This window comes from Cupriavidus sp. MPR-AND1C, assembly GCF_058809705.1.
The window spans coordinates 5,674-19,131 of sequence record NZ_JBXASU010000117.1 but is presented as its reverse complement, the minus strand read 5'-3'; the positions used below and the strand labels follow the sequence as shown (position 1 = coordinate 19,131).

Annotated in this window: 15 protein-coding genes; 6 read left to right on the top strand and 9 right to left on the bottom strand. The window is 68.9% G+C overall.

The features are described 5' to 3' along the window. Positions 1–423, top strand: a 423-nt coding sequence (gene rfaE2, locus AC1RWI_RS34480; protein ID WP_492870561.1) for a D-glycero-beta-D-manno-heptose 1-phosphate adenylyltransferase, incomplete at its 5' end; no start/stop codon positions are given. Between the two features lie 28 nt (positions 424–451). Here the strand turns inward: rfaE2 and AC1RWI_RS34475 are convergent. Genes AC1RWI_RS34475 through AC1RWI_RS34465 form a run of 3 tightly spaced genes read right to left on the bottom strand, consistent with a single transcriptional unit; the run spans position 452 to position 2,979 of the window. Further along, the gene (locus tag AC1RWI_RS34475; RefSeq protein WP_043342835.1) at positions 452–1,180 is read right to left on the bottom strand and encodes an SPOR domain-containing protein; all 729 of its coding nucleotides are present in this window, start codon (positions 1,178–1,180) and stop codon (positions 452–454) included. Between the two features lie 57 nt (positions 1,181–1,237). Then, complete coding sequence (locus tag AC1RWI_RS34470) at positions 1,238–2,080, bottom strand: type III pantothenate kinase (RefSeq protein ID WP_043342833.1); 843 nt, start codon at positions 2,078–2,080, stop codon at positions 1,238–1,240. Continuing rightward, the gene (locus AC1RWI_RS34465) at positions 2,077–2,979 is read right to left on the bottom strand and encodes a biotin--[acetyl-CoA-carboxylase] ligase (protein WP_052494397.1); all 903 of its coding nucleotides are present in this window, start codon (positions 2,977–2,979) and stop codon (positions 2,077–2,079) included. The genes AC1RWI_RS34470 and AC1RWI_RS34465 overlap by 4 nt, the downstream gene beginning before the upstream one ends. Positions 2,980–3,120: 141 nt before the next feature. Here AC1RWI_RS34465 and AC1RWI_RS34460 point away from each other — a divergent pair, with 141 nt between their 5' ends. The 5 genes from AC1RWI_RS34460 to AC1RWI_RS34440 all read left to right on the top strand — a co-directional run bounded on the left by AC1RWI_RS34460 (position 3,121) and on the right by AC1RWI_RS34440 (position 8,106). Further along, complete coding sequence (locus tag AC1RWI_RS34460; protein ID WP_043342830.1) at positions 3,121–4,242, top strand: MlaE family ABC transporter permease; 1,122 nt, start codon at positions 3,121–3,123, stop codon at positions 4,240–4,242. Beyond that, entirely contained in the window at positions 4,239–5,132 is an 894-nt protein-coding gene (locus AC1RWI_RS34455; RefSeq protein ID WP_052494396.1) for an ABC transporter ATP-binding protein, read from the top strand. Before AC1RWI_RS34460 ends, AC1RWI_RS34455 begins: the two co-directional genes overlap by 4 nt. Then, a complete protein-coding gene (locus AC1RWI_RS34450) occupies positions 5,129–6,070 on the top strand; it encodes an MlaD family protein (RefSeq protein ID WP_492870560.1) in 942 nt (313 codons plus the stop codon). The genes AC1RWI_RS34455 and AC1RWI_RS34450 overlap by 4 nt, the downstream gene beginning before the upstream one ends. Positions 6,071–6,181: 111 nt before the next feature. Further along, the gene (locus AC1RWI_RS34445) at positions 6,182–6,820 is read left to right on the top strand and encodes an ABC-type transport auxiliary lipoprotein family protein (protein WP_419188876.1); all 639 of its coding nucleotides are present in this window, start codon (positions 6,182–6,184) and stop codon (positions 6,818–6,820) included. An 11-nt stretch (positions 6,821–6,831) separates the two neighbouring features. Next, positions 6,832–8,106 (top strand): VanZ family protein, encoded by a 1,275-nt coding sequence (locus tag AC1RWI_RS34440; RefSeq protein WP_492870559.1) that lies wholly within the window; start codon positions 6,832–6,834, stop codon positions 8,104–8,106. A gap of 8 nt (positions 8,107–8,114) precedes the next feature. On the opposite strand, the gene pcp is transcribed toward AC1RWI_RS34440, so the two are convergent. The 6 genes from pcp to pxpB form a co-directional block, all read right to left on the bottom strand. Further along, positions 8,115–8,789, bottom strand: coding sequence for a pyroglutamyl-peptidase I (gene pcp, locus AC1RWI_RS34435; RefSeq protein ID WP_043342823.1), 675 nt, complete (start codon positions 8,787–8,789; stop codon positions 8,115–8,117). A gap of 70 nt (positions 8,790–8,859) precedes the next feature. Further along, entirely contained in the window at positions 8,860–9,810 is a 951-nt protein-coding gene (locus AC1RWI_RS34430; protein WP_492870558.1) for a DUF979 domain-containing protein, read from the bottom strand. Positions 9,811–9,813: 3 nt separating this feature from the next. Next, positions 9,814–10,551, bottom strand: coding sequence for a DUF969 domain-containing protein (locus AC1RWI_RS34425; RefSeq protein ID WP_043342816.1), 738 nt, complete (start codon positions 10,549–10,551; stop codon positions 9,814–9,816). A gap of 125 nt (positions 10,552–10,676) precedes the next feature. Continuing rightward, a complete protein-coding gene (pxpA, locus tag AC1RWI_RS34420) occupies positions 10,677–11,417 on the bottom strand; it encodes a 5-oxoprolinase subunit PxpA (protein WP_043342811.1) in 741 nt (246 codons plus the stop codon). Between the two features lie 95 nt (positions 11,418–11,512). After that, a complete protein-coding gene (locus AC1RWI_RS34415; RefSeq protein ID WP_043342810.1) occupies positions 11,513–12,535 on the bottom strand; it encodes a 5-oxoprolinase subunit C family protein in 1,023 nt (340 codons plus the stop codon). Further along, a complete protein-coding gene (gene pxpB, locus AC1RWI_RS34410) occupies positions 12,532–13,182 on the bottom strand; it encodes a 5-oxoprolinase subunit PxpB (protein WP_492870557.1) in 651 nt (216 codons plus the stop codon). Before pxpB ends, AC1RWI_RS34415 begins: the two co-directional genes overlap by 4 nt. Between the last annotated feature and the right edge of the window lie 276 nt (positions 13,183–13,458).

Sequence of the window (13,458 nt, the reverse complement as noted above, 5' to 3'; positions counted from 1 at the left end):
CCCCTCCCCCGCCCGCTAGTCTTCACCAACGGCGTCTTCGACATCCTCCACCGCGGCCACGCCACCTACCTGGCGCAAGCCAAGGCCCTGGGCGCCAGCCTGGTAGTCGGCGTCAACAGTGACGCGTCAGTGCGCATGCTCGGCAAGGGTGACGACCGTCCCCTGAACCACGAATCGGATCGCATGGCGCTGATCGCGGCGCTGGCATCGGTGGATCTGGTCGTGATGTTCCGCGAGAGAACGCCGGTCGAGCTGATCCGGCTGGTGCGCCCGGACATCTATGTCAAGGGCGGCGACTACGACATCGATACGCTGGAAGAAACCCGCCTGGTGCGCAGCTGGGGCGGCCAGGCGCATGCCATCGCGTTCCTGCACGACCGCTCCACCACCAAGCTGCTGTCCAAGGTACGCCAAGGCAGTTGAGCCAAGCAGCAAGCTGCTGATGCACCGCTCAGGTGCAGGTCAGCAAATCCTGCGCGCCATAGCGCTGGCGCATCTCGTCCAGCCGCGTGCGCAGTGCCGCGTCGGCGTTGCGCACGCGCAGCCACTGGCGCGTCAGCGGATGCGGGGTATCGGTCAGTACCGCGGTGCGCACGCCGTGCTCGCGCAGGTTGTCGAGGAAATGCTCGGCATGCTCGCGCTCCTGGAACAAGCCCAGCGACACCGTATAGGTTTCCGGCGAGCCGGCGCTGACCACCGATACATCGGTGATATTGCGCCGGCGCAACTCGCCGAGCTTGCGCTGCAGGTTCTCGCGCGAGGCCTGCGGCGGCAGGTGGACCCACCAGCGCGCCTGCTCCTGCCGCTCGAACTGTTCCACGCGCCAGGCGCCGGGCGGCGCGCCGGCCAGCTCATCGGCCACCTTGCGCACCAGTTCCCCGTTGAAACCTCCGATCTCGACGCAAGCCATGGCTGGCGCGGCGGCTTGGGGGGTGGCTGCGGTTGTTGTCGTGGTTGTGGTTGCGGCTGCCGCAGTGGCGGGCTCGGAGGCCGCCCGCTTGCCGCTCGCCTGCGGCATCTGGCGCAAGCGTTCGGCGCGCGCCTGCTGGGCAGCGCGTTCGGGCTCTCGCGCGCTTTCCAGCCAGCCGGCCAGCGGCTGTGGGCCGAACGCGCCCAGTATGGCAGCCAGCAGCAGCGCATTGACCGGGACCAGCAGGATTAAAAGGCTTCGTTGGAGCATTGGGGGCGATGCAGGGATGGAGCGACGGGTGAATACAGCGATGCGGTGTGATGCGGATCAGCCCGCTGTGCCGAGCGCACTTTGCGAGGCCATCACATGCAGGCCGAGCAACACGAGATTGTCGTGCATCTCGAACGGCATGGAGAGCGCGTTTGCCAGCACATGGCGAGCGCCGCCGGAGAGCAGGCAGCGCACCGGCCCGCGCTCGCACAGCGCGCGCCAGGTGCGCTCAACGGCACCTGCCTGGGCCGCCAGGCAGCCGGCTGCGATCGCGTCGCGGGTGTTGTCGGCCCAGGGCGTGGCCAGCCCGGCATCGCTCACGTCCAGGGACGGCAATTGTGCTGTGTTGCGCGCCAGCGCGCCCAGCATCAGGTCCAGGCCGGGCAGGATCAGGCCGCCTTCGAAACGGTCCTGCGCGCTCACCACGTCGAGCGTGGTGGCGGTGCCGGCGGTGACGATCAGCAAAGCGCCCTCGGGGCGGTAGCAGCGCGCGCCGATGCTGCCGATCCAGCGGTCGACGCCGAGCTGCGTGGGCTCGCGGTAGCCGTTGACGAGGCCGCCGAAGCGCGGGCCCGAGCGTACCCAGTTCACACCGATGCCAGGGCCGAACACGGTGTCGAGCGTGGCTTGCAGGCTGGCCGCGATGGCCGGGCCGGCCACGTTGCTGACCCACACCAGCGGCTGCGCGCCGGCCGCGCGCAGCGACGCCCATTGCGCCACCAGCGTGGCCACCTCGCCGTGGGCCACCGCGCCGCCGTGCGGCCAGGGCGTGGGCAATGGCGTCTCGCGCAGCACGGCGCCGGACCAGGCCTCGTCGCACCAGGCCCATTTCAGGCGAGTGTTGCCGATATCGATCAGCAGTTGCGGAACACGCGGCATACCGGCACTGGTGCCGCTCATGCGCCTGCCCCTTTGTCCGCCGCTTTGTCCGCCCCTTTTTCCGCCAAGCGCAGCGACACTTCGCCGCTGGAAATGCGCTCCAGGCCCGAGCGCGTTTCCAGCAGCAAGTGGCCGTCGCCATCAACGCCGCGCGCCAGGCCTTCGGCCTGCACGCGGCCGTCGTGCAGCAGGCGCACCGGCTGGTCGCGATAGGCATCGCGCGCGGACCAGCGGGGCGCCATCGGCGCGAAGCCCTGCGCCAGGAAGTCCTCGCGCATCACCGCGAGCCGGTTCAGCACCGCAGCCATCAGCACGGTGGGATCGCAGCCCGGCAGGAATTCGGTCACGCCGGCCAGGCTGCGCCCGAGCGCGGCTTCCATCTGCGCATCGCGCACCAGGTTCAGGCCAATGCCGACCACGGCCCAGACCCGCTGTGGCCCCGCCGGCACCGACTCGATCAGGATGCCGGCCAGCTTGCGGCCGTCGATCTGCAGGTCGTTAGGCCATTTCAGGCCAACCGCGGCGCCAAGGCGCGCATCGCAGTCGCCCAGCGCCTCGGCCAGCGCCAGCCCTACCGCCAGGCTCAGCCCGCTCAACTGCGAGGGCGCCAGCGGCAAGGGCAGCGCCACCGAAAACGTCAGCCCCGCCTGGCCTTGCCAGGGACGCCCCTGGCGGCCCCGCCCGGCGGTCTGCCGATAGGCCAGGCGCAGCGTGGCGAACTCGGTCCACGGCGCGTTGCGGCAGGCCAGCGTCAGGTCGGCGTTGGTGGAACCGGTCTCGTCGACCACGCCGAGGGCCCAGCCGCGCGCGGAGCCGGTGAGCGCGGCGCGCAGGCGATCGGGGTCGATGCGCCAGGCTTGCGCGGCAGCGGCGGGCGCAGCAAGCGGGTCTGGCGTGGGCAAGGATTTGTCAGCGGACATGCGTTTCGACGATGGATAACACAATGGGCACAAGCAGCTAAGCATTGTAGCCGTGCGAATCCACGGCTGAGGCGCTGCGCACGCCCGCTGACGCTGCGGGTGGCATAGAATCGGGACTTGCCCATCACTTCTCCCCCTCCTTTGGAAAGCCCTACCACGCCAGCCATAGAAGTGACGCGCGCGGACGGAGCGCAAACCGTGCAACTGCGCGGCGACTGGACAGCGCTTGCGCTGTCCGATTGCCACCGCGCCCGCGCGCTGCGCAACGAGCTGCACACGATCGCCGCGGACGCGCACTGGTCGCTGGCAAGCCTCGCCCGGCTCGATCACATCGGCGCACAGCTGATGTGGCAGGCCTGGGGCGGCAAGCTGCCCGAGAAGCTCGAAGCCAACGAGGCCCAGCGCCGCGTCTTTACCCGCATCGCCGGGCTGCGCCGCGAGAACTGGAAGAAGCATATGGTGGACCGGTTCAATCCGGTGACCCTGTTCGGCGCCTCGATCCTGTCGATGTTCTCGCAACTCGGCAATGGCGTGACCATGCTGGGCCAACTGGCCTTCGACCTGCTGCGCCTGGCGCGCGCGCCGCAGCGCGGCCCCTGGCGCGAGATCTCGGCCAATATCTACAACGTCGGCTACAAGGCACTCGGCATCACGGCACTGGTCGGTTTTTTGATTGGCATCGTGTTGTCGTACCTGTCGGCCAACCAGCTGCGCACCTTTGGCGCGAGCATCTTTATCGTCAACATCCTCGGCATGGCGGTGATCCGCGAGCTGGGCCCGGTGCTGGCGGCCATCCTGATTGCCGGGCGCTCGGGCTCGGCAATCACCGCGCAGATCGGCGTGATGCGGGTCACCGAGGAGCTCGATGCGATGCGCGTGATGGGCATCTCGCACGGCTTCCGGCTGATCATGCCGCGCGTGATCGCGCTGGCCATCGCCATGCCGCTGCTGGTGGCCTGGACCGACGTGCTGGCGCTTACCGGCGGCATGCTGGCCGCGCACTTGCAGCTGGATATCAGCGCGGCCTTCTTCCTGCGCGCGCTGCCCGATGCGGTGCCGGTGGCCAACCTGTGGATGGGCCTGGGCAAGGGCGTGGTGTTCGGCATCCTGATCGCGCTCACCGCCTGCCATTTCGGCTTGCGCATCGAGCCCAACACGCGCAGCCTGGGCGAAGGCACCACCGCCTCGGTGGTGACCTCGATCACCGTTGTGATCGTGGCCGATGCCATCTTCGCCATCCTGTTCAAGGACATCGGCTTATGACTACCGCCACGACCGCCACCGCAACGCCGCCCTCGGGGACCGTGCAGCACGCCCCGCGCACCACCGTGATCGAGGTACGCGACCTGGTCAAGCGCTTTGGCGAGGCGGTTGTGCACGACCACCTCAACCTCGATGTGTACCGGGGCGAAGTGCTGTCCATCGTCGGCGGCTCGGGCAGCGGCAAGACCGTGCTGCTGCGCCAGATCGTGGGGCTGGAGCGGCCCACCTCCGGCACCATCCGTGTGTTCGGCGAGGACCTGACCAAGCTCGACGCCGCCCGGCTGCAAGCCCTGCGCAACCGCTGGGGCCTGCAGTTCCAGCGCGGCGCGCTGTTCTCCGCGCTGTCGGTGATCGACAACATCGCGCTGCCGCTGCGTGAACTTCGCACCCTGCCCGACGATCTCATCTGCGCGGCGTCGCTGCTCAAGCTGCAACTGGTGGGGCTGTCGGCGCGGGACGCGGACAAGATGCCGTCCGACCTGTCCGGTGGGATGATCAAGCGCGTGGCGCTCGCGCGTGCCCTGGCCCTGGAGCCGGAACTGGTGTTCCTGGACGAGCCCACCGCCGGGCTGGACCCGATGGCCTCGGACGACTATGTGGCGCTGATCCGCGAACTGCGCCGCGAGCTGGGCCTGACCGTGGTGATGGTGACGCACGACCTCGACACCCTGGTGGCGCTGTCGGACCGCGTCGCGGTGCTGGCGGACCACAAGGTACTCGCCGCGCTGCCAATCCGGGAACTGGTGCATATCGACCACCCGTTCATCCACGAATATTTCCTGGGCGAGCGCGGGCAGCGCGCCATGCAGGCGCTCCCGGCTTTGCCGGACGCGGCGCGCGCGGCAAAGCATGCGGCAACACCCGCAGGCCCGCAATCTGGAGAAGCATGATGGAAAACAAGTCGCACGCCTTCCTGGCCGGCGTGTTCACGATTGGACTCGCCGTCCTGGTGCTGTTCGCGATCTTCTGGTTCAGCAGCGACCACGCGGTGCGCGTGCCGTATGACCTGATCACCCGCTCCACCGTCAATGGGCTGGGGCCGCAGGCCGACGTCAAGTACCGCGGGCTGGACGTGGGCAAGGTGGTGTCGATCCGCTTCGATCCGACCGTGCCGGGCCAGATCATCGTGCGCATCAGCGTCAACCAGGACACCCCGATCACCCACACCACCTATGCCACGCTCGGTTTCCAGGGCGTGACCGGAATCGGCTACGTGCAGCTCGACGACACCACCGCGCAGGAAGGCGGCTCGCCGTCGCCGCACCTGGCCACCTCCTCCAGGTCGGTGGCGCGCATCATCATGCGGGCCGGCTTCTTCGAAGAGCTGGAAAAGCGCGGCGACAGCTTGCTCACGCAACTGGAAACGATCATGGGCTCGCTGAATGACATGTTCCAGGCCGACAACCGGCGAGACCTGATGGAGGCGATCCGCTCGGTGCACAAGACCGCCGACGACTACTCGCAACTGGCCAGCTCGATCTCGCCAGCCGTGCGCCAGCTGCCACAGGTGACCGAGAACCTCAACGCCACGCTGGCCTCCACGCGGCACCTCACCCAGGAGCTGGCCAGCCCCAACGGGCCCGTGATGCGCACCGTCGACCGCGTCGGGCGCGACCTGCAGGGCGCCGCCGATTCCGTGCAGTCGGCCGCTGGCGGCGTCTCGCAAGACACGCTGCCGCAGATCAACGGGCTCGCGCGCGACGCGCGCCAGACCATGCGCAGCATCGACCGTGCCGCCAGCCAGTTCAACGACAGCCCGCGCAGCGTGCTGTTTGGCGGCCCCGCCGCCGTGCCGGGCCCGGGCGAGCCTGGCTTCCAGGCCCCCTGACGCGGACCGCAAGCCCTCATGCCGCGCACCTACGCACTCGCCGCACGCCCGCCACGCCTGGCCCGCCAGGCTGGCGCTGCGAATCCTTCGAGCAAACCAAGGCACATCATGATGCGCAATGCCCAAACCCGGCCGGACGGACGCGACACGCCCGGCACCTTCGCCTTGCCGCGCCGGCTGGCTGCCGGCGTTGCGCTGGCCTGCCTGCTGCTGGGCGGTTGTGCCCTGACGCCTTCCACGCCCACCATCACCTACGATCTGGGCCCGCCGACAGGAGCCGCACCTGACGCCGCGCACCTGCCCAAGATGCGCGTGGCACAGACCGATGGCCCTACCTGGCTGGACGGCAACTCGCTGTATTACCGGCTGCACTACGCCCAGGCGGAGCGCCTGCAGCCCTATGCCACGCAGCGCTGGGTGATGTCGCCGGTGCGCCTGTTCGACGACCGCCTGCGCGAAGCCGTGGCCTCGCGCGGCGCACTGACCTGGTTCGGCGACACTGCCGCGCCGGCGCTCAAGATCGACGTGCTGGAGTTCGAGCAGGTGTTCGACAGCGCCAGCGCCAGCCGCGGCGTGATCCGCGTGCGCGCCACGGTATTTCGCAGCGGGCTGATCGGGCAGAAGACCTTCGTGGTCGCGCAGCCCGCCGCCACAGCCGATGGCGCCGGCGGCGTCAAGGCACTTGCCACCGGCAGCGATGCCGCCATTGCGGCGATCCTGGACTGGGTGGCAACGCTGCCGCTGCAGTAAGCGGGCCGCGCATGGCATCGGCTCCCGCGCCGCTCGCTCCCCCGCCACCGCCACCGCGCCACTCGCCGCTGGCGCGGGTGGGGCTGTTGTGCTTCGCCCTGCTGGTGGTCTATGGCAGCCTGTACCCGTTCACGGGCTGGACCGACAACGGCATCTCCGCGCTGGCTTTCCTCACCGCGCCCAAGCCCCGCTACCTGACCGGGTTCGATCTCATCACCAACGTGCTGGGCTACTGCCCGCTTGGCGCGCTGGTGGTGCTGTCCCTGCACCCGCGCATCTCCGGCGTGCGCGCCGTGCTGCTGGCGCTGGTGGCGGGCACACTGCTGTCAGGCACCATGGAAGCGCTGCAGACCTGGCTGCCCAACCGCGTCTCGTCCAATATCGACCTGATGACCAACGCGCTGGGCGCCCTGCTGGGCGGCGCAGCGGTGGCGCCCTTCTCGGCCGCGCTGATCGATCGCGGCTCGCTGCGCCAGTTGCGCATGGCGTGGTTCGAGCCGCACGCCAGCTTTGCCATCATCCTGATCCTGCTGTGGCCGTTCGCGCAGATCTTTCCGCAGGATCACCTGTTCGGCATGGGCGCGATCGTGCGCGAGTGGCTGACCGACCCCGACTCCTGGCCCGTGCAGTGGCTGCAAGGCGTATTTCCGGGGCTGCCCGACCTGATCGAGAAAATCGGCCTGCTGCGGCCGGACGACGTGCAAGGCCAGCAGTTGCTGGAGTCTCTCGTCACCGGATGCGGCTGGGTGGGCACCGGGCTGTTTGCCTCGATCGCCATGCGCAGGCAGGCGCCGATGCTGCGCATCCTGGCGGCCTTGCTGGCCAGCGCGCTGCTGCTCAAGGCGGTGGTGGCCGAGATGCAGTTCCCGGACGACAACGCCTTCAACTGGCTGTCCGAAGGCGGTCGCTTTGCCCTGTTGACGGGCTCGCTGATGCTGGTTTTGCTGCTGCGCCTGCCGCGCTGGCTGCGCGGCGCGCTGGCACTCGCCACGCTGATGCTGCTGGTGATGCTGTCCAACCTGCTGCCCGCCAATCCGTACTCCTGGATTTCGGAACAGGGCTGGCGGCTGGGCCGGTTCATCCACTTCAACAGCCTGTCGCAATGGCTGGGATGGATGTGGCCGTTCGTGGCGCTGTGCTACCTGATCTGGCGCTTCGAGCAATTCCAGCTGGATCGCCGCAGCCTGCGGCGTGCGCGCCGCAAGGCGAAGCGGCTGGCGGCGCGCGCAAGTGATGGCGGCGGCGATGGCAACAATCGGGAGGATGCCAGGCCGCCGGGCGACTGAGCGGCGCCTCAGTGCGTCTGGCCGCCCTGCTCGCGGATATCGTTGGTGGTGGCAAGCGCCGTGGTCACCGCGCAGCGGATGCCTTCGATCATCAACGCCAGCGACAGGCTGGGCTGCCCCGGATGGCGCGCCGCCTGTTCAGGCAGATAGGGAATATGGATGAAGCCGCCACGGATACCGGCAGGCACGCCTTGCGTGGCAAGCAGGTGCATCAAGCCGTAGAACACGTGGTTGCAGACGAAGGTGCCTGCGGTCTGCGACACCGATGCGGGCACGCCCGCGGCGCGCATGTCGCGCACGATGGCCTTGATCGGCAGGCTGGAGAAATACGCCGCCGGGCCCTCCTCGGCGATGCGGGTGTCGACGGGTTGCGCGCCGGCGTTGTCGGCAATGCGCGCATCGTCGACATTGATCGCCACGCGCTCCACCGACATCTCGGGGCGCCCGCCCGCCTGCCCCACCGCGATCACCAGCACGGGATGGATCGCGTCGAGCAGGTCCGCCAGCGCATCGTTGGCCGCGCCGAACACGCAGGGCAACTGGCGCGCGACGATGATCGCGGCGTCCAGGTCATCGGGCCCGTTGCCGATGCGCACGCCGTCAAGCGCGCGCACCGCTTCCCAGGAAGGATTGATGGGCTCGCTCTCGAACGGCTCGAAGCCGGTCAGCAGCACGGTACGCATGGCAGGGACTCCCGGCCAGAGGCCCGGTTGCCCGGGCCCCTGGCCAATCTTTCGCGGCGGGGCCGCGTTCTTACATCAGGAAATACAGCAGCGCGATATTGGCCACCAGGATCATCAGCGCGGTTGGCACCTGCGCCCGGATCACGGCGTTCTTGTCATCAAGCTCCAGCAGCGCGGCCGGCACGATGTTGAAGTTGGCCGCCATCGGCGTCATCAGCGTGCCGCAGTAGCCGGAGAACATGCCGATGGCCGCCATCACCGCCGGGTTGCCGTGGAACATGTTCACCAGGATGGGCACGCCGATGCCGCCGGTCATCACCGGGAAGGCGGCAAAGCCATTGCCCATGATCACGGTAAAGAGCGCCATGCCCACGCAGTACACCACCACCGCCACGAGCTTGTAGTCCATGTTGATATAGGCCGTGGTCAGGTGCGCCACCGCCTTGCCCACGCCAGCATCGGCAAACACCAGGCCCAGCATGGCCAGCATCTGCGGCAGCACCAGCGCCCAGCCCAGCGACTCGGTCAGCCGGCGCGATTCGCGCACGCCCTGCACCACCGTGTCGCGGGTGAGCCAGCACGCCACGCCCAGCGCCACCAGGCAACCGATGCCGAGCGAGACGAAGGTGACGTTCTTGGGATCGAGCAGCGCCAGGCCGGCGACCTTCACGTCCTTGAACAGCAGCGTGCCGATCACGGTCACCACGGGAATCAGCAGCGCCGGGATGAACAGCTTGTTGCCCAGGCGCTTGGCCGAGGCGCGGCGCTCACCCTCCGGCAGCGTGCCGTGCTTGCCGTGGCCCACACCGCCAAAACCCGCGATCAGCGCCATCACCACGGCGCCAATGCCGACGATGGCCGGCGGCAGCTTGTCGCCGATCAGGAAGACCAGCGCATACAGCGCCCAGAACAAACCCGTGCTGAGCCGGCGCGGATGGTCGCGGTCGGCGAAGGTCATCAACGCCGTGATGGCCAGCACCAGTCCGGCGAGCCAGTAGAGATAGTCGATGGAAATGATCATGGCTTACTCCCCGCTCTTGGCTGCCGGGGCAGCGCCAGCCGTTGCAGCGGACTTGCCGCCCACTTCGCGCTCCAGCCACATGTCCAGGCGCTTGAGGCGCACGGCGTGGATCAGGAAGGCGCAGATCGCGGTGGGGATGCCCCACACGGCGATATGCAGCGGCTCCACGTCGATGTTGGACGACAGCAGGAAGGTGTGCATCAGTGCGATGGCGCCGAAGGCCACGAAGATGTCTTCGCCAAAGAACAGGCCGACGTTATCGGTGGCCGCGCAGAAGGCCAGCACACGCTGGCGGATCGGCTCGGGCAGCTTGCCGAAGCGGGTCTCGGCCGCGCCTTCGGCCATCGGGGCCAGCAGCGGGCGCACCATCTGCGGATGGCCGCCGAGGCTGGTCAGGCCCACCGCGGCGGTGAGCTCGCGCACGCCGAGGTAGACGATCAGCAGGCGCCCCACGGTGGCCGACGCGATGCGCGAGATCCACGCCTGCGCATGCTCGCGCAGCCCGTGGCGCTCGAGCAGGCCGATCACCGCCAGCGGCAGCAGGATGATGAGCGGCAGGTTGCGCGTCTTGACGAAGGCGGTGCCGATCGCCGTGAAGATCTGCATGACCGGCATGGTTGCCGCCAGCCCGGTGGCGATGGCGGCAAGCGCCACCACCATCATGGGATTGAAGCGCAGCACGAAGCCGAGGATGATGATGCCGACCCCAACTAGGGGCCAGAGGTTGACTGCCTGTTCCATGAGAGACACCAATAGAGTGTGATGGAGGCGAGTGCCCCGCGCCGCGTCATGCTGCTCGACACCCGCGCGGGGCACAGTGAAAGCCGGAAGCCTGGGGGGCGCATCCGTTAGGTGTGGCGTGCCCCTCAGACTCCAGCGCGGATTGCGATGCCTTCGGCGCCGAGCCGCTCGCGAATGCGGCGCGCAAAGGCAAGCGCGTGTGCGCCGTCGCCGTGCAGACACACGGTTTCGGCGCGAATCGGTACATAGGTGCCGTCGATGGCGCGCACGCGCTGCTCGCGCACCATGTCCAGCGTCTGGCCCAGCGCCACGTTCTCGTCTTCGTGCAGCGCGCCGGGCGTGCCGCGCTTGACCAGCGAGCCGTCGGGGTTGTAGCCGCGGTCGGCGAAGACTTCTTCCTTCACCTTCAGGCCGGCTTCGCGCGCCACCTTCACCATGACGCTGCCGGCCAGGCCGAAGAAGACCAGGTCAGAGTCGAAGTCGCGCACCGCGCGCACGATGGCGTCGGCCAGCTTGGGATCCTTGGCGGCCTGGTTGTAGAGCGCGCCGTGCGCCTTCACGTGGGCCAGCTGGCCGCCCTGCGCGCGCACCAGCGCGGCCAGGGCGCCGATCTGGTAGAGCGTGTTCGCGTACACCACCTCGGGATCGAGCTGCATCTCGGTGCGGCCAAAGTTCTCGCGGTCGGGATAACTCGGATGCGCGCCGATGGCGACGCCCTGCTCCAGTGCCCACTTCACGGTCTGCAGCATGGTGGCGGCGTCGCCGGCATGCCAGCCGCAGGCCACGTTGGCCGAGCTGATCAGCCCCAGCAACTCGCGGTCGTTGCCGCAGCCTTCGCCGAGGTCGGCGTTCAGGTCGATATGCATTGCGTTGCTCCTCACCGGTCTTGCGGTTTGTGTTGAGGTTTTGGGGTTGCTGTCGTTCTGTCGTACTGTCGTTCTGTCGTTGCCCGCTGGGCGGCTCAGGCCACGGCAGCGCGGGTACGCGTGCGCCGCCGCGAGGCGATCGCCATGCCGTCGCCCTGCCACTGCAGCGCCTGGTCCAGTTGCCGCAGGTATCGGTCCAGCTCGGCCTGCGCCGCGGCAGCCTCATCCAGCGTGACGCGCACGAAGCGCACCGGCGCACCCAGCGGCACCTGCGCCAGCCGCCACAGGTCGGCGCCGATCACCACGCCGATCTTGGGATAGCCGCCGGTGGTCTGCGCATCGGCCATCAGCACGATGGGCTGGCCGGCCGGCGGCACCTGGACCACGCCCGGCAGCACGCCATGCGAGAGCAGGTCGGCCGCGCGCTCGGGCTGGCGCGCCAGGGCCGGGCCTTGCAGGCGCAAGCCCATGCGGTTGCTGTTGGGCGTGACGATCCAGTCGGACTGCCACAGCGCTTCGCGCGCGGCGGCGTCGAAATCCTCGTACTCGATGCCAGGCAACATGCGGATCGGCATCGCGTCGCCGAGCTTTTTCACCGGCAGCGCCCAGGATGGCGCCTGCACACCCAGCCAGTCGCTGTCCTCGGCCACGCCGGGCCGGCCCGCGTCGAGGCGGTCGCCTTCATGCAGCGCGCGGCCACCCAGGCCGCCAAAGCCAGCCTTGAGGTCGGTGCTGCGCGAGCCCATCACCGGCGCCACGGCGATGCCGCCCGCCACGCACAGATAGGTACGGGTGCCGCCCTGCGCCGCCGACAGCGTCAGCGTTTCGCCGCGGCGCACGTCGAAGGCATGCCACGACCAGACCGGCACGCCGTCCAGGTTGGCCCGGCATTCGGCGCCGGTCAGCGCCACGCGCATGTCGGCATGGAAACGCACGGCCGCGCGGCCCAGCGTGAATTCGATGGCGGCGTCGCCCGCCGGATTGCCCAGCAGGCGGTTGCCGATGGTGAGCGCGACGGTATCGAGCGCGCCCGCGGTGCCCACGCCAAAGCGGCGAAAGCCGGGACGGCCAAGGTCCTGGACCGAGGCCAGCGCGCCGGGTCGGGTGATTTCGATCATGGCAGCAGTGCCTCGACGACAAAGCGCACGGTATCGCCGGGCGCAAACAGGGAAGGCGGATCGCGGTCTGCCAGGAAGAGTTGGCTGGTGGTGTGCCCGATCAATTGCCAGCCGCCGGGGGCCGCTGCCGGGTAGATGCCGGTCTGCTCGCCGCCGATGCCGACCGTGCCCGCGGGCACGCACAGACGCGGCTCGCGCCGGCGCGGCGTGGCCAGCGCCGGGTCCAGGCCGCCCATATAGGCAAAGCCGGGCTGGAATCCGAGGAAGTAAACGACGTACTCGCCCGCACTGTGGCGGCGTACCACTTCCTGCGCCGTGAGTCCCGTATGCGCCGCGACTTCGGCCAGGTCGGGGCCATGCTCGCCGCCGTAGCGCACCGGGATCTCGACCAGCTTGCCGGTGGCGGCACGCGCTTCGCCGGAAGCCCAGGCGAGCTTCAGGTTGCGTTCCAGCGCTTCGGGATCGGCTTCGCGGTCGAACACCACGGTGAGATTGTTCATGCCCGGCACCGCATCGACCACGCCGCGCCACTCGGCCGCGCGCTGGGCCATGGCCCAGATACGTCGCTGTACATCTAGCGAGGCCGGCGGGGGCACGCTGCACAGCAGTGCTTGCTCGGCCAGGCGGTGAACGGAACATCGGGTCATGGGCGGCACCAGCGGGGGGACCTGTCTTGCAGTGTAGGCGGGCGCGCTGCACTAGTCAGGCGCGGCGCCGGCTGCGATGGGTCCGGGAGTGAGATCGCTATTTCATCGATGATTTATCGATAAATTCATAATAACCAAACAAGAAGATGCTGTGGCTAGGTGTTGACCCTAGGCACGCGGTGCTACGTCTTCATGCGGGATAGCGTTGGCGCACCGCCTCGGTGCGGGTACCGGACGCGGCGATTGCATCCGGTGCAGGAGCGCCCGGTGCGGCGC

What these genes read in the sequence shown, in the direction of transcription:
- AC1RWI_RS34475 (WP_043342835.1), bottom strand. Translation starts at nt 1,180, where the DNA reads ATGCTCCAACGAAGCCTTTTAATCCTGCTGGTCCCGGTCAATGCGCTG.
- AC1RWI_RS34470 (WP_043342833.1), bottom strand. Translation starts at nt 2,080, where the DNA reads ATGAGCGGCACCAGTGCCGGTATGCCGCGTGTTCCGCAACTGCTGATC.
- AC1RWI_RS34465 (WP_052494397.1), bottom strand. Translation starts at nt 2,979, where the DNA reads ATGTCCGCTGACAAATCCTTGCCCACGCCAGACCCGCTTGCTGCGCCC.
- AC1RWI_RS34455 (WP_052494396.1), top strand. Translation starts at nt 4,239, where the DNA reads ATGACTACCGCCACGACCGCCACCGCAACGCCGCCCTCGGGGACCGTG.
- AC1RWI_RS34450 (WP_492870560.1), top strand. Translation starts at nt 5,129, where the DNA reads ATGATGGAAAACAAGTCGCACGCCTTCCTGGCCGGCGTGTTCACGATT.
- AC1RWI_RS34445 (WP_419188876.1), top strand. Translation starts at nt 6,182, where the DNA reads ATGCGCAATGCCCAAACCCGGCCGGACGGACGCGACACGCCCGGCACC.
- AC1RWI_RS34440 (WP_492870559.1), top strand. Translation starts at nt 6,832, where the DNA reads ATGGCATCGGCTCCCGCGCCGCTCGCTCCCCCGCCACCGCCACCGCGC.
- pcp (WP_043342823.1), bottom strand. Translation starts at nt 8,789, where the DNA reads ATGCGTACCGTGCTGCTGACCGGCTTCGAGCCGTTCGAGAGCGAGCCC.
- AC1RWI_RS34430 (WP_492870558.1), bottom strand. Translation starts at nt 9,810, where the DNA reads ATGATCATTTCCATCGACTATCTCTACTGGCTCGCCGGACTGGTGCTG.
- AC1RWI_RS34425 (WP_043342816.1), bottom strand. Translation starts at nt 10,551, where the DNA reads ATGGAACAGGCAGTCAACCTCTGGCCCCTAGTTGGGGTCGGCATCATC.
- pxpA (WP_043342811.1), bottom strand. Translation starts at nt 11,417, where the DNA reads ATGCATATCGACCTGAACGCCGACCTCGGCGAAGGCTGCGGCAACGAC.
- AC1RWI_RS34415 (WP_043342810.1), bottom strand. Translation starts at nt 12,535, where the DNA reads ATGATCGAAATCACCCGACCCGGCGCGCTGGCCTCGGTCCAGGACCTT.
- pxpB (WP_492870557.1), bottom strand. Translation starts at nt 13,182, where the DNA reads ATGACCCGATGTTCCGTTCACCGCCTGGCCGAGCAAGCACTGCTGTGC.